Genomic DNA, 19,557 nt, shown 5'->3' with positions numbered 1-19,557 from the left:
AACAGACACGTCAGGCCGATCAGCCAGCCAAGTCACGCATGGCATTACCGTTCAGCCTCGTCAGTACTTCCACTGCACAGCGACTTCCAGGCTGCGCGGCTCCCCTACGTAATATTGGGTGTTGCTCTGGTGGATGAAACGGGCGTAGACCTCGTCGGTCAGGTTACGCAGACGGGCGCTGAGCTGTACATGTTTGTCCAGGTCGTGGGTCATGGACAGGCCATAGACGGTGTACGAAGGCACCCACATGGTATTGGCGGTGTTGGCGTAGACCGACGATACGTAGCGGGCGTCGGCCCCGATTTGCCAGTCGGGAGCCAGATCATAGGTCAGCCAGAGATTGGCCACGCGGTCGGGAATGTTCACCGGATTCTTGCCTTTGCGCGAGTGCACGACACCAGCGATGGTTTCATTGAACTCGTCGTACTCGGCCCTGACCCAACTGAAATTACCGGCCGCCACTAACTTGGGTGTGACCTTGAACGACGCTGCCAACTCGATGCCGGTGGAGGTTTGCTGTCCCGCCTGCTCGGTCGTGTTGGGCACGGTCGAGGACGGTACGGAGATGTTCTTGCGCACGATGCGATAGGCCGCGGCAGTGGCCGAACCGCGACCGTCAAGAAAATCGAACTTGCTTCCCACTTCGACCTGGCGACCGGTACTCAGGTCGAAGTCGCCTACCTGGGATAGGGAGGCGCCGGTGAGTGTGCCTCCAGGCGGCTCGGCCGACGTGCTGTACTGGGTATAGAGGCTGACGTTTGAGGTCAGGTCGTAGACCAGGCCCAGGCGACCGGTGATCGCGTTCCAGCGATTGTCGAGCCTGGCCTGCGCCGCATGATCGACAACCTCGAAGTCGATGTGGTCATAACGCAGCGCGGTGATCAGCGACAACTGTTCGGTCAGGCGCGTGCGGTTCTCGACGAAAGCTGAGGAGGTATCGGTCCAAGTGCTGCGACCTTTACTGCGCGGTGCGTCCATCCCCGGAATGTCCAGGAAGTGGCCCGGCTCGAAGCCATCTGGATCGATGGTGTCGAAGGCGCCTTTGGACAATGGAAAGTTGGTTTGCTGGTTAGTGTTGTAATCCACGCCCAGAGCCCAATCGCTGACCAGGCCGAACAGTTGAGAATGGTGAGTCAGTTCGATGCGGTCGCCATTGACTTCCTGGTCGTGCCGCTGGCGATAACCGCCGGAGCGGGCGATGGTGCTGTTATCGCTGTTGTAGCGATAAACCTCAAGATTACGGTAATCGCGCTGGCCGCTGTAATGGTAGAAGGTGTTGCGCAACTGGGTGTCGTCGTCCAGTTGATAGTCGGTGATCGAGCGTATCCAGCGGGTGCGCTGCTCGTAGCGGCCATCGTCGACGTTGTAGTTGTTGAAACGGTTGCGCTTGTCGATGTGCAGTTTGCCGGTCAGCGGTTGCAACACCGGCGTGCCCCAATAGGGACTGTCTTCTTTCTCTTCCAGATATTCGATCGCCAGCGTATGGGAGAGCTGGTCATTGATGTCGCTGAGTAGCGAGAAGGCCAGGTTGCCCGCCCCGTTCTCCTGGCGGTCGATGTAGCCGTTGCTGCTGGTGCGGCTGTAGTCGAGCCGCGCATAGTGGCGTGGGCCGTCACCGCTGTTGAGGGCCTTATTGAAGCCGACTGCGGTTTCCCAGGTGTCGTAGCGCCCGTATCTCATCCGGCCCTCGAAGGTTTCTTCCTTGCTGTTGGCAAGCTTGGTGATCACGTTCAGGCTGCCACCAACGGCACCGCTGCCGTTGAGGAACGAGGAGGGGCCGCCGAGTAATTCCACTCGGTCATAAATCCAGGCCCCGACCGGACGAGCTGCGCCACCGTATTGCAAGTTGATGCCGTTGAACAGCTGGCTAATCTGGGCGCCGTTGAAGCCACGGTACGACACATAGCCGCCCCAGCCGGGCGGCGCAGAAGCGTTTACCCCAGGCAGGGCGTTCGCCGCGTCCTGAAAGTTACGTGCTCCAATGCGTTCCATTGTCTTGCGGTCGGCCACACTCACAGAGGCGGGATTTTCCCGGGCGCTGAGGTTCAGGCGCGAGCCGCTTTCGATGGGGGTGTCCAGGTCCAGGGCAGTGGCCGGTTTCGGCTGTTCGGCCGAAGCGTTGATGTAGCTGGTGGGCAAGTTCAGGGCAGTGTCTTGCGCCCACGCGCAGGTGCTACCTGCGAGCAGCGCCAAAGTAGTCAAGCGAAACATGAAATGCTTCCTGGCTTAATTCTATGAGCACACACCGGCCGCGCGTCATGCAGCGGCAAGTCGTGATGATGTCAAAGCGCGGGAAGCAGGGCGGGGGAGGCGCGAGGATTGATTAGGGGCCAGCGCAGCCTGGGTGAGCAGCGCGCCGGTTGTGCGGGCAAGGGCTTGGCTGGCTCGCCGGCAAGCATGGCGAGCAGTCCGAAGAAAGCAGCCAGCAGAATCGCACCGAACAGGCTGGCAATGACGCAATCGCCATCGACGGAAAGTGGAGGGGCGGGCACATCCTGCAGGCCTTCGTAAACCGCGCCGCTGTTCGAAGTGCAAAACAGCCCACTGTCCAAACCGCTCAATCGTAAGCCGGCCATTTGTCCATGGCCCATCGCGCACAGCAACGAACCGAACAGGATGCTGAAGTACAGCACCCAGGCAACCATCGACTTTTTGCGGCTGGCCAGCTTCATCAGCAAAGCTCGTTGAGAAGGAACGGTTTGTCGGCGAGCGGATTTTACATTTTTTGATCTGTCAGTGAACTTTTAAACAGTTCGACATACAGGCAACAGCCTTGCTGTCCGGTCTGTCGTCGGTATAAAAACCGTCTCGATTCGGCATCTTTACACCCGCCAAGGTCGATGCATCCACGGTCGCGTTGGCGTCCAGCAGCTTGTTCATGTGTAGGATGTAGCCGGTCACTGCGTAGACTTGTTCGTTGGACAATGACTGTGGCGCCTGGAAGGGCATGGCTCTGCGGATGTAGTCGAAAAGTGTCGATGCATAAGGCCAATAGCTGCCGACTGTCTTGAGCGGTTTGTCAGTCGTCAACGTTCCTTCGCCCCCCACCAACGCAGGACCGACGCCGCCTTCGAGCTTCACGCCATGACAGCTGACGCAGCTGTTCATGTAGACCTTTTCCCCGTCCGCCACTGTCGCGCGCCCTGGAGGCAAAGCCTTGCCGTCGGGCGCCACATCGATGTTCCAACTGGCGATCTGCGCTTCGGTAGCCTGAGTGCCCAAACCGTATTGGGATTGTGCTGAGGCATGGGTCAGCGCACAGGCGCACAGCAAACCTATGAATAACGAACCACCTTTAAGCCCGTCCATTGGTCACCTCCCCACTGCTGGACACGCGCCACGGTTGCACCGAGTTGTTGTGGTAGAAAGAGATCTTGCCACGTTCATCGATCAGTTGTTCCAGCATCGGCTGAACATATCCGGTCTCGTCGATGGCGCGGCTCATGATCATCAACTCTTGGCCGTTCCATTCGAAAGGCGCCCTGAAGGCGGTCAGCGCCTTGGTCAGAATGGGCTCCTGTAACTTGGCTTGCGTCCAGGTATTGCCGCCATCAACGGAAACATCGACACGGGTGATTTTGCCGTGGCCGCTCCAGGCGATGCCACGCATCTCATGCAGACCCTTGCGCGTCAGTTTCTGGGTGCCGGAAGGGTAGGTCACCAGCGATTTGCATTCCATGACAAAGGAAAATTTCCGAGCTTTGCCATCCGCCATCAAGTCGGTGTATTTGGCGGTTTCTTCCCGGCTGTAGGCGGGCGCGTCGGTGACGTGAAGTCGGCGCAGCCATTTGATGTGGGTATTGCCCTCGTAGCCGGGGACAAACAGGCGCAGCGGGTAGCCCTGTTCCGGCCTTAGACGCTCGCCGTTCTGGCTGTAGACGACCATCACATCGTCCAGGCATTTCTCGATGGGAATGCTGCGTGTCATTGCCGCGCCATCGGCGCCTTCGGCAATGATCCACTTGGCTTGGGGCTTGAGCCCGGCTTCATCCAGCAGGGTTTTTAGGGTAACGCCCGTCCACTCAGCTCAACTCACCAGGCCACTGACTTCGGCGGCGGTTTTGCCCCAGGGAGGTAGAAACGATGGGTTGCCTGAGCACTCCATGAAGTGCACCCGTGACACGGCGGGGAATTGGCGTATCTCGTCCACGGTAAAGATCAAGGCGTTTTCGGTGAGGCCGTGGATCACCAGCCGGTGTTGCGCCGGATCGATTTGCGGGACGCCCGCGTGATGGCGCTCATAGAACAGGCCGTTCGGGGTAATGATGCCGTCCAACTCTTGAAGTGGCGAGGTGCTGTAGGCGGACATCGTGTCCTTCAGGCCGGGATATAAATTCCTGACCGCTTTGGTTTCGAACGTTGAAGGTTTGCCATAAGGGCTTGCCGTGGGAGTGCCAAGGCTACGGGTCCATTGCGGGACTTCTAGGGGCAGGTTCGGATCAAGAGGGGCGATGTTGGTCGTCTCTGCGTTGACCAGGTTGCTATCGCCCAGAGCAAAGGCAGCAGTACCGATAACGGCCCCGCTTTTAATCAAGAAATCCCGGCGAGCCAAAGCTGTTTGATACGTGTCTTGCTTGGCGGGGACCATGGATTTTTTTGTCATTGTTGTTCCCTCTGATTCTTTGTCGGGATGGACCCAACGACGAGTCTACAGACCGATCGGTCAGTCTGTTTTTAGCCTAGAACGAAAAACGCGCGCGGTCCAGTCGCAAAGACAACCATCGGTGATGCAGCTTGAATGAGGGGGACGAGGGAGGCGGCGCATTGAAGCGCCGCAAATGACAGTCAAGCCGGGCGAGGCTCAACCTTCAGTCCGGGCAGGAGGGTGTCGCAGAAGAACATCGCGATGGATTCCGGTGAGCGCGGGCCACCGGGCTTGATCCACAGGTAGCTGTAGTGGTGTATGCCAAGGATAGCCTTCACGGCTAACGAGTCCGATGTGCAGAAGGTGCCTTCGCTCACACCGGCCTTGAGGATCTGCGACCAGAGCTTTTCATACTGGCGGTGCAGGTCGAGCAACTCGGTCTGGCGCTCGCCAATGACGGAATACACTTCTCGAAAACACACCGTCATTTCGGCCAGGTGGGTGACAATCGTGCGCATCACGATGGCCGAAAACTGGCGAAATTTATCTTCCGCGGGCAGATCGCTCTCGCACAGAGGCTTACCTTCGGCGATGAGCACCCGCAAATACCGACTCGTGATTTCGAACAGCAATTCTTCCTTGCTGCCAATGTGGTAATACAGCGCGCCTCGAGCCAGTCCAGTGGCTTTTTCCAACTCAGCCATGCCGGTCGCGTGAAACCCGCGCGTCGAAAACAACTGCGCAGCGATCTTCAGTATCCGCTCCTTGGTACTTGTTTCAGCAGGTTCAGCAGCGACGACGGCGTTCTTTTTTCCCATGGGTCAATTCCAACCGGTTGAGCGTCAATCATACCCATGCGTGCGCGCTGAAGGATACAGACGGGAGAAGCTCATCCTATAGTCGCAGGAAGATAGTTGTATTGACCGAATCGGTACAGGGACGTCTATAAGCCCACCGTAGTAGAACTTGTTCCAAAGGGCGTGGTGGCGTCGAGAGTTCTGAGTGCCTACTCAGGCATTGGGATCGACCATGACAATGAGCAAACACTTCACTCGGGCGTTCAAATCGTCAGCATCGACAAGATTGATAGCGATGACCTGTTTCGCCATGTTCACCTTTGCCGCGAGCTCGCTGCTGTGCCGCCTGGCGCTTAAACACCGACTTCGATGCCGCGAGTTTCAGTATTGTCCGGCTGGCCAGCGGGGCCGTGGTGTTATGGCTGATGTGTGCCTTGAGACGGTCCTCAACAACGATCAAAGGCAGTTGGAAGGGGCCGCAGCTTTGTTCGTTTACGTTTTCGCTTTTTCCTTCGCGTACCGTCATTTGGAGACCGGGACGGGCGTGTTGCTGCTGTTTGGGGCGGTTCAGCTGAGCATGGTTCTGTACGGCATGCTCAAAGGCAAGCGGATGCACACGCAGGCAATCGCTGGATTTGTATTGGCGCTTGCTGGCTTGGTCAGCCTGCTGCTTCCAGGCGCAGCCGCCCCTGACCCCGCTAGCGCGCTCACAATGCTGTTGTCGGGATTGGCATGGGGAGTTTATTTACTGCTTGGTAAAGGTGTCGGTGATCCTCTGGCGGTCACTGCCGGAAACTTCATCCGCTCCATTCCGCTGGTCCTGATGGCAAGCTTGCCGTTTCTGGCGAGGCTGCGTTGGGACTCGCTGGGGGTACTTTATGGCGTTCTTTCCGGAGCGCTGGCGTCAGGCGTCGGCTACGCGGTCTGGTACGTCGCGGTGCGTCATCTTGCCTCGTTTCAAGCCGCGACGGTGCAACTGAGCGTGCCCATTCTAGCTTCGTTGGCGGGCATCGTTTTTCTGGGAGAAAGCCTGAGCGTAAGAATGGTGTTGGCATCCGTCGCTGTACTGGGCGGCGTTGCGTTGGTGCTGGATGGCAAGCATGGCAGAGCCACAGGCAGCTAGAGGCTCCGCTCGCTCAATCATGTGCGCCGGGGCGTGCCTGAATTTGTTCGCTCAACCACTCAAGGACTAGACTGGTGCCGCCCAGTCATAAGGCCCGTCAACCCATGCCCCTTGTCCCGTCAGATACCGCCGAACAGACAAAGCTCACCCTTGAGGTGGTGCTGCGCTATCACATGGCCTGGAAGCACCGCGACCTGGAGGCGATACTCGCGCTCTATCACCCGCAAGTGCAGTACAACGATTTTTTCCAGAACCGCAGCATGGGCCTGACCGAGCTGCGCGCCTACATCACCGGCACGTTGCCGCGCCATCCCGATGAATATCTTGAGCACAATGACCGCATCCGCGCGGACGGCTGCACGGCATTCATCCAGTACCAGACCGCTCTGAAGGGCAGTGGCGAGCAGGTGGTTTTTCGCACCAGCGAAGCGATCACCGTATGTGAGGGTCAGATCCTGCGTGTCAACGAATACGCGTCACTCGTGCGCGACGGCGAGCCGCACGCCGGGCGTCGCGCCCCCGCCATCAGTAAGCTGGGGCTCTCGGCGCGCCAGTTGAGTTTCATGGCGCGAGACTTGGCCGATTACTTTACCCGCCAGCAGCCATTCCTGGACCCTGACCTGGATCTTGCACGGATCGCCAGCGCCACCGGGTACAGCCGTAATCAGTTGTCTTACCTGCTGAATCAAGTGCTGGGGCAAAGCTTCTATCGCTACGTGACTCAGGCTCGCTTGGCCTACCTCCTTGAACGCCTCGCCAGTTACGATGAAAACGCACCCATCGATGCCCTCGCGGTGGCTGCCGGATTCAATTCCACCTCGGCGTTCTACAAGGCTTTCCGTAGCCATACCGGCTGCACACCTAAAGCCTGGTTGAAGGCCAATTGCGCGCGTCCCCGCAGATAACACAGGCCCCTTCGCTGCGCATTAAGCTCTGTCGGCAATCAAACGACGGAGCAGGTGATGGCTGGTTGGGGTGGTGTGAGTTTGTGGATGGAGCAAGTCGACGAGGCGCTGACGCCGCGTCCGGCGTTGCATCAGGATCTGCGAGCCGATGTGGTGATCATCGGTGCCGGCTACAGCGGCCTTTGGACGGCCTATTACCTCAAGCAGCAAGCACCGCACCTGGACATCGTCATAGTTGAAGCACAGATTGCCGGTTTCGGCGCCTCCGGTCGCAATGGCGGCTGGTTGATGGGGAATCTGCTCGGCGAAGACCGACTCCTGGGGCCCTTGCCTGCCGCGCAGCGTCATGCAGGATATCAACTGCTGCACGGAATTCCCGATGAAGTGGCGCGGGTGTGCCACGTCGAAAGCATCGATTGCGAGCTGCGTAAAGGCGGAGTGCTGTACTGCGCGGCGCGGTACCCCGAGCAAGAACGGCGCCTGCGCGAACAACTCGCTGCCGCCCGTGCGCAAGGCCTGGGTGAGGACGATTATCGCTGGCTGAGCCCTCAGGCCTTGCGCGAACAATTGAATGTGGCCCAGGCGTACGGTGCCCTGTATTCACCTCACTGCGCGACCCTTCAACCTGCCCGGTTGGTACGGGGGCTAGCCAACGTCGTGGAACGCATGGGTGTGCGCATTTTCGAGCAAAGCGCTGTGCTCGACTGGACGGCAGGCCAAGTTCGAACCGAGCACGGTCGGGTGAGCGCCGATTGGGTGGTTCCGGCAGTCGAGGGGTATGCCAGTGCCTTGCCCCCGTTGAACAAATATCAACTGGCCGCGCAGAGCCTGATCGTTGCGACTGAGCCGCTCCCGACCGATATATGGGCCGAAATCGGACTCAGCCGTGGCCAGGCTTTCAGCGAAAACAGTCGACAAGTCACCTACGGTCAGCGCAGCCGCGATGACCGCTTGGTATTTGGTGCCCGCGGTGGCTATCGCTTTGGAGGTCGCCTGCGCAGTGACTTCAACCTCAGTCAGGCCGAACGTGAGTTGCGCCAGTACCTGTTTAGCGAACTATTCCCGGTTTTGCGCAATGTTCGCCTGACTCACGCCTGGGGCGGCAACCTGGGTGTCGCCCGGCATTTTCATCCGCACATGCTGGCCGACCGCCGGCAGAAAATCGCACTCGCCGGTGGCTATGGCGGCGAAGGCGTAGGCGCCAGCAACCTGGGGGGCCGCACCGTGGCGGCGCTGATTCTCGGTCAGGACAACGAACTGACCCGCCAGCCTTGGGTGTTGGGCGACCGTCCGCTGGCCTCGTTGCCACGCTGGGAGCCAGAGCCCCTGCGCTGGCTGGGTTACAACGCCATTATCCAGAGCTTTGTTCATGAAGATCGGATATTGGCCAACCTCCATGCGCCGCGCTGGCGCCGCCAGATGGCTGAGGGCTTGGCTGGTTGCATGGAACGTCTGATGAAGTCCAAGGAGCCGTTCGCATGAAGATCGATCATTTTCGCGACACCCCACGTTTGTCTCTCGGGGAATCGGGCGCTGTCGGCATGTCGCTGGGTGAGCCGATTTCACAGGTCGCCACGACAAGCGTTGAGCGCGATGACGGCGTCGAGGCTGGCGTGTGGGAATGCACGCCCGGACGCTGGCGGCGCCAGATTGTGCAACAGGAGTTCTGCCATTTCATTCAGGGGCGTTGCACCTTCACCCCGGACGGCGGTGAGGCCCTCCACATCCAGGCCGGTGATGCATTGATGTTGCCTGCGAACACGACGGGAGTCTGGGACATACAAGAAACCGTTCGCAAAAGCTACGTGCTGATTTTCTGAACTGCCTTCATCCATAACGCTTAGAACAAAGGTTGAGCTCTCGTATGTTGAAATCGATCGTTCCGCTACTGTTGGTCGCGTCTACCGCTCAGGCGGCAGACACCGTCAGGATCTACAATTGGAGCAGCTACATCGCCCCCGAAACCCTGCAAAAATTTACCAGCCATACCGGGCACCCGACTCAGTATGACGTGTACGACAGCAACGAGGTCCTCGACGCCAAGCTGATGGCCGGCCGTTCCGGGTATGACGTAGTGTTTCCCTCTAACCACTTCATGGCCCGGCAGATCAAGGCCGGTGCGCTGAAACCGCTGGACCGCAGCAAACTTCCGAACTGGCAGAACCTCAACCCGACACTGATGAAGGTTCTGGAGGCCAACGATCCGGGCAACCGATACGGTTTTCCCTACCTGTGGGGCAGCACCGGCATTGGCTACAACGTAGCCAATGTCAAGGCAGTCCTGGGCGATGTGCCGATAGACTCATGGGACATCGTCTTCAAGCCGGAGAACATGAAGAAACTCGCCCGATGCGGTGTAGCCATGCTCGACAACGGCCCCGAGATACTTCCCATCGCCTTGAACTACCTGGGGCTTGCGCATCACAGCAAGGACAAGGCCGACTACGAGAAGGCCCAGGCCCTGCTGCTCAAAGTGCGCCCCTATGTGAATTACTTCCACAACTCCAAGTACACCAGCGATCTTGCATCGGGCGATGTGTGTCTGGTCGTGGGGTTTTCTGGCGACGTGATGCAGGCGGCAGCCAGAGCCAATGAGGCCGGGAACGGCCAGCAGATTGCTTACGCCATTCCCAAGGAAGGCTCACCGATGTGGTTCGACATGGTCGCCATGCCCGCCGATGCTCCGAATGAAGCGGCCGGTTACGCGTTTCTGAACTACATGCTGGACCCCAGCGTCATGGCTGACATCAGCAACCACGTGCACTATGCCAACGGCAACGCTGTAGCTGAGGGCATGGTCGACAAGGCCATTCTCAACGACCCGATGGTGTACCCGCCTGAAAGCGTGATGAAGAAACTCTTCGTGCTGGAAGCGATGCCGCTAGAGACCGACCGGCTACGCACGCGTATTTGGAGTCGGGTTAAAAACGGGCAATGAAGTCAATCGCCGGTGATCCGGGCAACCCGGATCATCGGTGGCAGATCCCGTGCCTCATGTCGATTTCAACTGGGAATCGGCCTAGTGTTATGCGAACCTCAAAGCGCTTGGATTTAATGGATTGCAGCGACCGTCGCCTACCGCAGTGCTCTCCATCACAGTAAAGCAATAATTGGTGACTTGAAGTGCTTTCATCGTCCCTCGCTGACTTGTTCTTCTAGGTTGCGCAGGAGCCTGCCTCGACTTTCACGGTCGAGCGCCGACCGATGCTGTCCGTGGGCAGTACCGCAAGCCAATAGATTAAACAAGAAGCATGCATAGAGCATCCAGGCAATCAGCGAGTGGTCTGTCTGAGTTTCATCCATGGCGATGACGTAAGCATCCGGCTTTCGAGCCGTGCCACATACCCGAGTAATGACTTCGTGTTGTTCCAGAACCTTTTATGTCTTCAGTACTAAAAATGCGGATCAGCGTATTGGAACTATTTTTTCCAGTCCCTGTTTTCCAGGACGACTGACACTGATAGGTTGCCGAAAGCGGCTTCTTGGATGTGGTCGCTCCACCAGGCCATCATTGGGCGTTTGCGCTCGATGCAATCCGCTCGGTTATAGGCGCTGCGCACCTCATCTTTATCGACGTGGCGAGTGCAACTTCGATCAATTCAGGATCCCTCCTCTGCCAGTTCAGGATGGTGCTCGCCATAGAGCGCATTCTATGGCTCAACACGCTGGATGAATGGCCATGTCACTACGCGCACTTCGAACACTTCTTGCCATTGCCCAATACGGTTCTTTCGTCAGGGCAGCAGACGCCGTGCATCTCACCCAGTCTGCAGTCAGTCTTCATGTTCGGTCGTTAGAGGAGGATTTCAATGCACTCCTGTTTGACCGTTCACGGCGCTTGCCGGTTCTTACCTATGCGGGCCATATCGCCGTGGAGCGCGCGAGAGAAATTCTAAGTCTCTACGACGGCATATCATCTGAGATTGGCGGTGACAGCGAGTTACGCGGCAAGCTTCGGATCGGCGCCATCCAAACCGCGCTGGCAGGCCCGTTGCCACTCGCGCTTGCGGCATTACGCGCCGAGCATCCGCACCTGCGAATCACTGTTGCATCAGGAATGTCCGCTGAGTTGGCCACGCGCATAGAAGCGGGAGAGCTTGACGTGGCGATCACCACGGAACCGGTGAGGCCGCACCCTTACGGTCTGGTGAGCACGGTGCTTTACGAGGAGGGTTTCTGGATCGTTGCGCCAGTGTCGCACACGCATGAGGACTTGCATCTTCTACTTAAAAGCCAACCTTTCATCCGCTTTGATCGCCGCGCTTGGGCAGGTCGAACCATTGAGCGAGAGCTTCGCAACATGCGACAGCGGGTGCAAACCAGCATGGAGCTTGATAGCCAGAATGCGATTATCCAGATGGTATCAAACGGACTCGGCATATCAATAATTCCGCTCGCGCGGCATCAGGTTGAACGCCTGACGAAGCTCACTTGTGAGCCATTCGGCACGCCTCAGAAAACCAGGCGTGTGGTATTGCTGGAGCGCGAAGACCGTCCTCTAGGGCGATTAGCTACAGCGTTGGCACACGCCGTAATCGCGCATTCCCCATTCGATGACCAATGAGAAATACTTGTTGGTTGCTAAACTTTAAATCGTTTTTATTTTAGGGACTGACTTCTTATCGTGGTGCCAACTCCGACGGTTCCTCGAGGCCACGATGAGTACATCGCGGGCTGTGAACGGTTGGTTCAAAAAATCGAGACAAGTGCATGACTCTCTCTTTGTTGATTGCCTTATTGCCCATCGCAATACTGATCGTGCTGGGCGCATGGCTTAAGCGTCGTCAATTTCTAGCAGATACTTTTTGGGCGCAGGCGGAACGCTTGGCGTATTACGTATTGCTGCCTTCTCTTTTCGTTCACGGACTGGCGAGCGCCAAGCTTGATGGACTGCCCGTTCAAAGCATGGTCTCTGTGCTCATATTGTCGACTGTGGTGGTGGCGCTCATGCTGCTGGGAGCGCGAGCGCTAATCACTACGGACAATGCGGCGTTCACCTCGGTTTTTCAGGGTGGCATTCGTTTCAATAATTACGTGGGCGTGTCTGCAGCAGCCGGCTTGTTCGGTGCGCAAGGCATCGCCCTGGCAGCCGTCGCGAATGCGGCGATAGTGCCCACAGTGAACATTTTGTGTGTGATGGTTATCGCGAAGTATGGATCGGGCGGCAGGATGCCTTTCAGCAAAGTTCTAAAGCAAATAGCTCTGAACCCTCTGCTACTGGCTTGCTTCGCAGGCGGATTGATACAGGCGTCAGGCAGGGGGTTACCCGTAGGTATCGAAGCGGTGCTCAAAGCCTTGGGGCAAGCGTCATTGCCGCTCGGTTTACTCTGCGTTGGTGCCGCGCTTGAGTTCGTGAGCTTACGACAATGGCTGCGCCCTGTCGGATATTCGTCGTTAGTAAAGTTTTTAATCATGCCGTTAGCCACGCTTTGCGCCTGCCATCTGTTTGGGCTAGACGGAAAGGCTGCAATTGCAGCATTGCTATTCCAGGCACTGCCTACTGCATCATCCTCTTACATCATGGCAAGGCAGTTAGGGGGAGACGCGCCTCTCATGGCTGGAATCATCGCTTGCCAAACCTTGTTGGCAGCCATAGCGCTCCCCGCCGTTGTTCTAATAATGTCCCAGTGGGTTTGAGCAAATATCGCAGTGCCGACTAGTCCATGCATCGCTTCTGATCAAAAAACTCTGCGCGCCAAAGGTACCTAAGAAGTCTCTCACTTAGCGGGGGAGGGGAGGATTATTTTGTCATTTTTTTCCTCTGGACCTTTTGCCTGGACAGACACATAGATCGATCTATGATCCGAGCGACCGGTCTGGCAGTAAGCCTGTGTCAGCAAGGACCAGGGTATCGTCGCGTCGCTGTCTTAAGAGGGTCTGATGGAAAAACCATGGCGATACATGCCGAGGTTAGGGCAAACAGAAGTGTGCCAGGAGTGACACAGATGCCCCGTAGGTGCGACAGCTGTCGCAGGTTGACGCAGTAATCGATTCTGCTTGTAAGCCCCATACGGCGTGGCTTACAGCTCTTTAGCGAGGACTGGCATGGGGGTTGCTCCTCTTCTGGTGCGCAGCGCAATGGCTTCGCTACTAATAAGAATCAGGAGTTCCCCCCATGACACAGATTGGCCTCGCCGTGCCTACTGCTTCTCGGAGCGCGCCCCTTCGTGTTCCGCTCAAGACGCTATTTGTCGTGCTGGCGCTGACTCTCAATGCCGCGCCGGGCTGGGCCCAGGACATGCCAGCGAATGTCGACGGCAAGCGCATCATCGCCGCCGATCAGGAGCCCGGTAATTGGATGAGCACCGGCCGCACCTACGACGAGCAGCGCTACAGCCCATTGAAGAAAATCAGCGACCAGAACGTCGGCCAGCTGGGGCTCGCCTGGAGCTACAAGCTGGACCTGGATCGGGGCGTCGAAGCCACGCCTATCGTGGTCGACGGCGTGATGTACACCACCGGTCCGTTCTCCGTGGTCTACGCCCTGGACGCACGCGACGGCAAGCTGATCTGGAAGTACGACCCCAAGTCCGACCGCAACCGCGCCGGCGAGGCGTGCTGCGATGCGGTCAACCGTGGCGTCGCGGTGTGGAAGGGCAAGGTCTACGTCGGGGTGCTCGATGGTCGCCTGGAGGCCATCGATGCGAAGACCGGCCAGCGCGCCTGGTCGGTGGACACCCGGGCCGATCACACGCGCAGCTACACCATCACCGGTGCCCCTCGCGTGGTCAACGGCAAAGTGGTGATCGGCAACGGTGGTGCCGAGTTCGGCGTACGCGGTTATGTCACCGCCTACGACGCCGAAACCGGCAAGCAGGCCTGGCGTTTCTTCACGGTGCCGGGTGACCCCAAGCTGCCGCCGGAAGACAAGGCCATGGCCATCGCCGCCAAGACCTGGCACGGCGATGCCTACGTTGCTCAAGGCGGTGGCGGCACGGCCTGGGACTCCTTCGCGTTCGATCCGGATTTGAACCTGCTGTACATCGGCGTGGGCAATGGCTCGTTGTGGGACCCGAAATGGCGCAGCCAGGCCAAGGGCGACAACCTGTTCCTGTCCTCGATTGTCGCGGTCAATGCCGACACGGGCGAGTACGCCTGGCACTACCAGACCACGCCCGGAGACGCCTGGGACTACACCGCCACCCAGCACATGATCCTGGCGGACCTGCCGATCAACGGCAAACCGCGCAAAGTCCTGATGCAGGCGCCGAAAAACGGGTTTTTCTACGTGATCGACCGCGCCACGGGTGAGCTGCTGTCGGCCAAGGGCATCGTTCCGCAAAGCTGGACCAAGGGCATGGACATGAAGACCGGGCGGCCCATCGTCGATGACGAGAACGCCGCGTACTGGAAGGACGGCAAGCGCAAGTTGGTCACGCCCGCGTTCTGGGGCGCCCACGACTGGCAGCCGATGTCCTACAACCCGAACACCGGCCTGGTGTACATCCCGGCGCACATCATGTCCGCCTATTACGAACACATCCCCGAAGCGCCCAAGCGCAACCCGTTCAAGAGCATGTACCAACTGGGCCTGCGCACCGGGATGATGCCCGAGGACGCCGATGGGTTGCTGGAAATGGCCAAGGGCTGGTCGGGCAAACTCATCGCCTGGGACCCGGTCAAGCAGCAACCGGCCTGGGAAGTGCCCTACGTGACGATCTTCAACGGCGGCACCTTGAGCACCGCCGGCAACCTGGTGTTCGAGGGCAGCGCCGATGGCCGGGTAATCGCCTATGCCGCCGATACCGGCAAGAAACTCTGGGAGCAGCCGGCGGCCAGTGGCGTCATGGCCGCGCCGATTACCTACAGCGTCGACGGTGAGCAATACGTCACCTTCATGGCTGGTTGGGGCGGTGCCTTCTCGACGTTCGCGGGTGCCTTGTCCTTGCGCGCTGGGGTCCGGCCGTTTTCCCAAGTGTTGACCTACAAACTGGGCGGCACCGCCAAGCTCAACGAGCCGGCACCGCTTGCCGACACCCCGAAACCGCCGCCATTGACCGGTGACACCGCCGCGGTGGACGCCGGCGGCAAACTTTATGACGGCTATTGCTCGCAGTGCCACGGCATCCATGCGGTCAGCGGCGGCGTGCTGCCGGACCTGCGCAAGCTGACGCCGGAAAAACACCAGATGTTCCTCGGCATTCTGTTCGGTGGCCGAGTGCCCGACGGCATGCCGTCCTTTGCCGACGCCTTCACGCCGGCACAGGTGGAGCAGATCCATCAATACCTGATCAAGCGCGCCCACGACCTGCAGCAGGAAGGCGGCGTCTGGAAAACCTTTAGCGCCAAATGAACGCCCGCGATGCAGGGGGGCGGGGCGCCTCTGCATCGTTTTCGACACTGTCCGCGAGAGCAAGCACATGACCGAAATCATCGATTACCAGAACTTCATCGCCAACGCCTTCGTTCCTGGCGACCCCAGCATCGAAGTGCGCAACCCGGCCAACGACCGACTGTTGGCGCGGGTGCCCGAAGCCAGTGGCGAGCACGTTGAAGCGGCTATCGCCGCGGCGCGCAAGGCGCAGAGAAGCTGGGCGGCCCGACCGGCCATCGAACGCGCCGGCTCCCTGCGCAAGATCGCCAGCAAAGTGCGCGTCAACGCCGAACGACTCGCCCACATCATCACCGCCGAGCAAGGCAAGGTGCTGGGGCTGGCGGGGGTGGAGGTCAACTTCACCGCCGATTACCTGGATTACATGGCCGAATGGGCACGGCGTCTCGAAGGTGAGGTGCTGACCAGCGACCGCGTCGGCGAAAGCATCTTCCTGCTGCGCAAACCCCTGGGTGTGGTGGCCGGCATCTTGCCGTGGAACTTCCCGTTCTTCCTGATCGCTCGCAAAATGGCGCCAGCCTTGGTGACCGGCAACACCATCGTGATCAAGCCCAGTGAAGAAACCCCGATCAATTGCTTCGAGTTCGCCCGCCTGGTGGCCGAGACCGACCTGCCGGCCGGGGTGATCAACGTGGTCAGCGGCACGGGGGCGACAGTGGGGCATCAGCTGACCAGCCATGCCGGCATTGATCTGATCAGCTTTACCGGCAGCGTCGGCACTGGCTCGCGGATCATGGCCGCGGCGGCGCCGAACATCACCAAGCTCAACCTGGAACTGGGGGGCAAGGCGCCGGCTATCGTGCTCGCGGACGCCGACCTGGAGCTGGCGGTCAAGGCCGTCACCGCGTCGCGGGTGATCAACACCGGGCAAGTCTGCAACTGCGCCGAGCGGGGGTCCGTCGAACGCAAGGTCGCCGATCAGTTCATCGAGCAGATTGCCGCGTCGATGGCCGCTACCCGGTACGGCGACCCGCTGGCCGAAGACGATCTGGACATGGGGCCGCTGAGGACTCAGGCCGCGCTGGACAAGGTCGCGCAGATGGTCAAGAGCGCCACGGGGCAGGGCGCCGAAGTGGTGACTGGCGGCGCCGTGGCCGACAAGGGCCAGGGTTTCCATTACCAGCCAACCGTTCTGGCCGGCTGTGGCAGCGACATGGCGATCATGCGCCAGGAGATCTTTGGCCCGGTGTTGCCGATCCAGATCGTCGAAGACCTGGACGAAGCCATCGCCCTGGCCAACGACAGCGAATACGGCCTGACTTCATCGATCTACACCCGCAGCCTGAGCGCAGCCATGCGCGCCAGTCATGAACTGGATTTTGGCGAAACCTACATCAATCGCGAGAACTTCGAAGCGATGCAGGGCTTCCATGCGGGGACGCGCAAGTCCGGTATTGGCGGCGCGGACGGCAAGCACGGCTTGTATGAATACACCCACACCCACGTGGTCTACATTCAGATCTGATCGCTGGTCCGTGCGCAGAGAAATGCCGACACCCGTGAGGGCGCCGGCATTTTTATTGGGGCGGACGTGGTATCAGGGCTGGTCGTTGGGCGCGACGACGCCGTGCTTTTTCATCTTGCGATACAGCGTCGAGCGCGAGATGCCCAGGTCCGTCGCGGCGGCGCTGATGTTCCAGCGATGCCGGCGCAGCGTGCCCAGCAAGTGGCGGGACTCTTCGCCGCCCAGTTGTTCTTCCAGGTTGCCGGCCTGCGGCTTAACGCCGGTAGCCAGTGGCAGCCTCTGCGGTGTCAGCAATTCGCAGGGCAGGCAGTCCAGATCGATCACGCCGCCTTCGGCCAGGGCCACCGCGTAGCGCAGGCTGTTGAGCAGCTGGCGAATGTTGCCGGGCCATGGGTAATCGAACAGGCATCGGCGGGCATCGGCGTCCAGCCGCAACCCGCGGGCGTCGGTCTGGGCTGCGAGCAGCGTGTCGATCAGCTCGGCTCGGTCACTGCGCTCGCGCAACGCCGGCAGCGCGAGGTTCATGCCGGCGAGGCGATAAAACAAGTCTTCGCGAAAGCGCTTCTCGCCGATCATGCTGTGCAGATCCTGATGGGTGGCCGAGATCACTTGGACGTCCAGCATCACCGGCGCCTCGGCCCCCAGTGGCGAAATTTCTCGTTCTGCCAGCACGCGTAGCAAGCGGGTTTGCAGGTGGGCGGGCATGTCGCCGATCTCATCGAGAAAGAGGGTGCCGCCGTTTGCCAGTTCCAGCTTGCCTTTCATGCCCTTTCGGTTGGCGCCGGTGAAGCTGCCGGCGCGATAGCCGAACAGTTCGCTCTCGATCAACGTCTCCGGGATAGCCGCGCAGTTCAGCGCAACGAAAGGTCCGGCGCGACGACTGCTGGCATGGTGAATGGCACGGGCAAAGGCCTCCTTGCCGGTGCCGGTCTCGCCGGTGATCAGGATCGCAATGCCCTTGTCGATCACCTTGCGCACGCGCCGCACGTTCTGTTGCAGCCGGGCATCGCTACCTGCGAGTTGTTGCAGGTCCGGGTGGACCTGAAGGGCGGGGCGGGCGACGGGCAGCGGGCGGTGCTGTTCGGAGGGGATACTACGCAGGCCGACGTCCAGCAAGGCCTCATCACGCAGGCCACGCAAGCGCACCCCCTGGGCGCCACCCTTGGTCAGCTGGAGCAGTTCGTCCACCGTGGTTGGGAGCAGGCTGTCGATGCGAGCGCCGAGCAATCTGGGATTGTCGGCCAGATCCCAGGCGACAAACGCGGCACGGTTGGCCCCGATGAAGCGACCGCTTTCATCCAAAGCGAGCAGTTGCTCGTTGGCCAGGTCGGCGATTTCATCGATGGGTTTGAGGGCCAGGGGCAGGCGGTCGCGGTAGCTCTGGCGAAAGTGTGCGTTCTCGATCAGGCGGGCGTACATGATCACCAGTTGCAACGTGAGGTACTGGCTTTCCCGAGGACCCTCGTTGTTCATGCAGGTCGCATTCAGGCAACCGCGCAACAAGCCTTGCGCGTCGAAGATCGGCGCCACCGAGCAGCTCAGGCGGAAGTTGGACGCCAGGAAGTGCTCTTCCCGGTGAATGATCAGCGGTTGCGCCGCCGCCAGGGTCGTGCCGATGCCGTTGGTGCCGACCTCCGCCTCATCCCACCGCGCGCCCACCCCCAGCCCGGCTCGGGTGTAGGCATCGTGCTGGCTGGGCAGCCGGGAATCCAGGGTGATGCCGTGCTCATCGCTCAGCAGCACGGCAAAGCCGGCGGGCACCACGCGCCGGGCCAGGCCGTTCACACCCTGGCTGGCGATGGAAAGATATTGCTGATGCTGTTCCTGGTGACGACGGATGTCCTCGGCGCCAAGGATATTCTTGCGGCTCGCCGCGCCCGGATCCAGCCGGTGCTGCACGACGCTGCGGTACCAGGACTGTGCAATGACCCCATCGGGCCTGAGGCCGCGCCCGGAAAAATGGTCGTTGACGAACGCCGCGAGTTCGCTGGGGATCGTCTGCGTGTCATGCAGGGTCATGAAATGCTCCCATAAGGCGTGAAGGCCACAAAGGACCATCACTGCGATCTTGTTATTAGAGGCTGGCCGCAGCTGCAACTATCTACCATAGACGCTAGTGCGAAAATTTTCAGCCTTGGAGCAACAAGTCTCATCTACGCGGCGCAACACACCAAACCACTCTCTACGGCGGCAGTTTTACCCCTGGGGCGGAAGGAATGGGGGGCCCATCACTCCATGAAGTGCGCTCGTGATACGGCATGGAATTGACGTATATCATCCATCATAAAGATCAAGGTTGTTTCCGTGAGGCAATGGATCAGCAACCGATGTTCCGCCGGTGGCGTCGAGA

14 protein-coding genes and 3 pseudogenes are annotated in these 19,557 nt (G+C 59.7%); 9 read left to right on the top strand and 8 right to left on the bottom strand.

All coding sequences use genetic code 11. The features are described from left to right. Positions 1-60: 60 nt before the first annotated feature. The 6 genes and pseudogenes from HGO40_RS20400 to HGO40_RS20375 all read right to left on the bottom strand — a co-directional run bounded on the left by HGO40_RS20400 (position 61) and on the right by HGO40_RS20375 (position 5,403). The gene (locus HGO40_RS20400) at positions 61-2,211 is read right to left on the bottom strand and encodes a TonB-dependent receptor (protein ID WP_250964499.1); all 2,151 of its coding nucleotides are present in this window, start codon (positions 2,209-2,211) and stop codon (positions 61-63) included. A gap of 71 nt (positions 2,212-2,282) precedes the next feature. Further along, positions 2,283-2,672 carry a DUF2946 family protein gene (locus HGO40_RS20395; RefSeq protein ID WP_122306090.1) on the bottom strand — a complete coding sequence of 130 codons (390 nt, stop codon included), beginning with the start codon at positions 2,670-2,672 and terminating at the stop codon, positions 2,283-2,285. A 61-nt stretch (positions 2,673-2,733) separates the two neighbouring features. Beyond that, on the bottom strand, positions 2,734-3,309 hold the full coding sequence (locus HGO40_RS20390) for a c-type cytochrome (RefSeq protein WP_250964498.1): 576 nt from the start codon (positions 3,307-3,309) through the stop codon (positions 2,734-2,736). Beyond that, positions 3,296-3,679, bottom strand: coding sequence for a hypothetical protein (locus HGO40_RS20385; protein ID WP_250964507.1), 384 nt, complete (start codon positions 3,677-3,679; stop codon positions 3,296-3,298). The genes HGO40_RS20390 and HGO40_RS20385 overlap by 14 nt, the downstream gene beginning before the upstream one ends. 84 nt (positions 3,680-3,763) lie before the next feature. Then, a pseudogene (locus HGO40_RS20380) lies at positions 3,764-4,588 on the bottom strand (molybdopterin-dependent oxidoreductase); the annotation flags it as partial. Between the two features lie 197 nt (positions 4,589-4,785). After that, a complete protein-coding gene (locus HGO40_RS20375; protein ID WP_122306087.1) occupies positions 4,786-5,403 on the bottom strand; it encodes a TetR/AcrR family transcriptional regulator in 618 nt (205 codons plus the stop codon). 217 nt (positions 5,404-5,620) lie between these two features. Here HGO40_RS20375 and HGO40_RS20370 point away from each other — a divergent pair. The 5 genes and pseudogenes from HGO40_RS20370 to HGO40_RS20350 all read left to right on the top strand — a co-directional run bounded on the left by HGO40_RS20370 (position 5,621) and on the right by HGO40_RS20350 (position 10,348). Continuing rightward, positions 5,621-6,505: pseudogene (locus HGO40_RS20370) on the top strand (DMT family transporter). A gap of 104 nt (positions 6,506-6,609) precedes the next feature. After that, positions 6,610-7,410, top strand: coding sequence for a helix-turn-helix domain-containing protein (locus tag HGO40_RS20365; RefSeq protein ID WP_250964497.1), 801 nt, complete (start codon positions 6,610-6,612; stop codon positions 7,408-7,410). Between the two features lie 57 nt (positions 7,411-7,467). After that, entirely contained in the window at positions 7,468-8,892 is a 1,425-nt protein-coding gene (locus HGO40_RS20360; RefSeq protein WP_122306085.1) for an NAD(P)/FAD-dependent oxidoreductase, read from the top strand. Then, a complete protein-coding gene (locus tag HGO40_RS20355) occupies positions 8,889-9,230 on the top strand; it encodes a cupin domain-containing protein (protein WP_122306084.1) in 342 nt (113 codons plus the stop codon). The genes HGO40_RS20360 and HGO40_RS20355 overlap by 4 nt, the downstream gene beginning before the upstream one ends. Positions 9,231-9,274: 44 nt before the next feature. Next, the gene (locus HGO40_RS20350; protein ID WP_250964496.1) at positions 9,275-10,348 is read left to right on the top strand and encodes a polyamine ABC transporter substrate-binding protein; all 1,074 of its coding nucleotides are present in this window, start codon (positions 9,275-9,277) and stop codon (positions 10,346-10,348) included. Positions 10,349-10,815: 467 nt separating this feature from the next. Here HGO40_RS20350 and HGO40_RS20340 read toward each other — a convergent pair. Then, positions 10,816-11,068 (bottom strand): annotated as a pseudogene (locus tag HGO40_RS20340) (integrase); the annotation flags it as partial. A gap of 21 nt (positions 11,069-11,089) precedes the next feature. On the opposite strand from HGO40_RS20340, the gene HGO40_RS20335 reads away from it, so the two are divergent. The 4 genes from HGO40_RS20335 to aldA all read left to right on the top strand — a co-directional run bounded on the left by HGO40_RS20335 (position 11,090) and on the right by aldA (position 17,207). Then, positions 11,090-11,974, top strand: a complete 885-nt coding sequence (locus HGO40_RS20335; RefSeq protein WP_122306082.1) for a LysR family transcriptional regulator — start codon at positions 11,090-11,092, stop codon at positions 11,972-11,974. Positions 11,975-12,120: 146 nt separating this feature from the next. Further along, positions 12,121-13,047 (top strand): AEC family transporter, encoded by a 927-nt coding sequence (locus HGO40_RS20330; protein ID WP_122306081.1) that lies wholly within the window; start codon positions 12,121-12,123, stop codon positions 13,045-13,047. 478 nt (positions 13,048-13,525) lie between these two features. Further along, positions 13,526-15,703 (top strand): PQQ-dependent dehydrogenase, methanol/ethanol family, encoded by a 2,178-nt coding sequence (locus tag HGO40_RS20325; protein WP_250964495.1) that lies wholly within the window; start codon positions 13,526-13,528, stop codon positions 15,701-15,703. Positions 15,704-15,770: 67 nt separating this feature from the next. Beyond that, positions 15,771-17,207, top strand: a complete 1,437-nt coding sequence (aldA, locus tag HGO40_RS20320; RefSeq protein ID WP_250964494.1) for an aldehyde dehydrogenase — start codon at positions 15,771-15,773, stop codon at positions 17,205-17,207. Between the two features lie 72 nt (positions 17,208-17,279). Here aldA and HGO40_RS20315 read toward each other — a convergent pair whose 3' ends face one another. Next, positions 17,280-19,226 (bottom strand): sigma-54-dependent Fis family transcriptional regulator, encoded by a 1,947-nt coding sequence (locus HGO40_RS20315; protein ID WP_250964493.1) that lies wholly within the window; start codon positions 19,224-19,226, stop codon positions 17,280-17,282. Positions 19,227-19,557 lie beyond the last annotated feature (331 nt).

This window comes from Pseudomonas sp. CG7, from assembly GCF_023701885.1.
GTDB lineage: Bacteria > Pseudomonadota > Gammaproteobacteria > Pseudomonadales > Pseudomonadaceae > Aquipseudomonas > Aquipseudomonas zanjanensis.
The sequence above is the reverse complement of the archived record's forward strand: the minus strand, read 5'-3'. Positions and strand labels throughout refer to the sequence as shown.

Coding starts and splice junctions, on each gene's coding strand:
- HGO40_RS20400 (WP_250964499.1), bottom strand. CDS start 2,211: ATGTTTCGCTTGACTACTTTGGCGCTGCTCGCAGGTAGCACCTGCGCG.
- HGO40_RS20395 (WP_122306090.1), bottom strand. CDS start 2,672: ATGAAGCTGGCCAGCCGCAAAAAGTCGATGGTTGCCTGGGTGCTGTAC.
- HGO40_RS20390 (WP_250964498.1), bottom strand. CDS start 3,309: ATGGACGGGCTTAAAGGTGGTTCGTTATTCATAGGTTTGCTGTGCGCC.
- HGO40_RS20385 (WP_250964507.1), bottom strand. CDS start 3,679: ATGGAATGCAAATCGCTGGTGACCTACCCTTCCGGCACCCAGAAACTG.
- HGO40_RS20375 (WP_122306087.1), bottom strand. CDS start 5,403: ATGGGAAAAAAGAACGCCGTCGTCGCTGCTGAACCTGCTGAAACAAGT.
- HGO40_RS20365 (WP_250964497.1), top strand. CDS start 6,610: ATGCCCCTTGTCCCGTCAGATACCGCCGAACAGACAAAGCTCACCCTT.
- HGO40_RS20360 (WP_122306085.1), top strand. CDS start 7,468: ATGGCTGGTTGGGGTGGTGTGAGTTTGTGGATGGAGCAAGTCGACGAG.
- HGO40_RS20355 (WP_122306084.1), top strand. CDS start 8,889: ATGAAGATCGATCATTTTCGCGACACCCCACGTTTGTCTCTCGGGGAA.
- HGO40_RS20350 (WP_250964496.1), top strand. CDS start 9,275: ATGTTGAAATCGATCGTTCCGCTACTGTTGGTCGCGTCTACCGCTCAG.
- HGO40_RS20335 (WP_122306082.1), top strand. CDS start 11,090: ATGTCACTACGCGCACTTCGAACACTTCTTGCCATTGCCCAATACGGT.
- HGO40_RS20330 (WP_122306081.1), top strand. CDS start 12,121: ATGACTCTCTCTTTGTTGATTGCCTTATTGCCCATCGCAATACTGATC.
- HGO40_RS20325 (WP_250964495.1), top strand. CDS start 13,526: ATGACACAGATTGGCCTCGCCGTGCCTACTGCTTCTCGGAGCGCGCCC.
- aldA (WP_250964494.1), top strand. CDS start 15,771: ATGACCGAAATCATCGATTACCAGAACTTCATCGCCAACGCCTTCGTT.
- HGO40_RS20315 (WP_250964493.1), bottom strand. CDS start 19,226: ATGACCCTGCATGACACGCAGACGATCCCCAGCGAACTCGCGGCGTTC.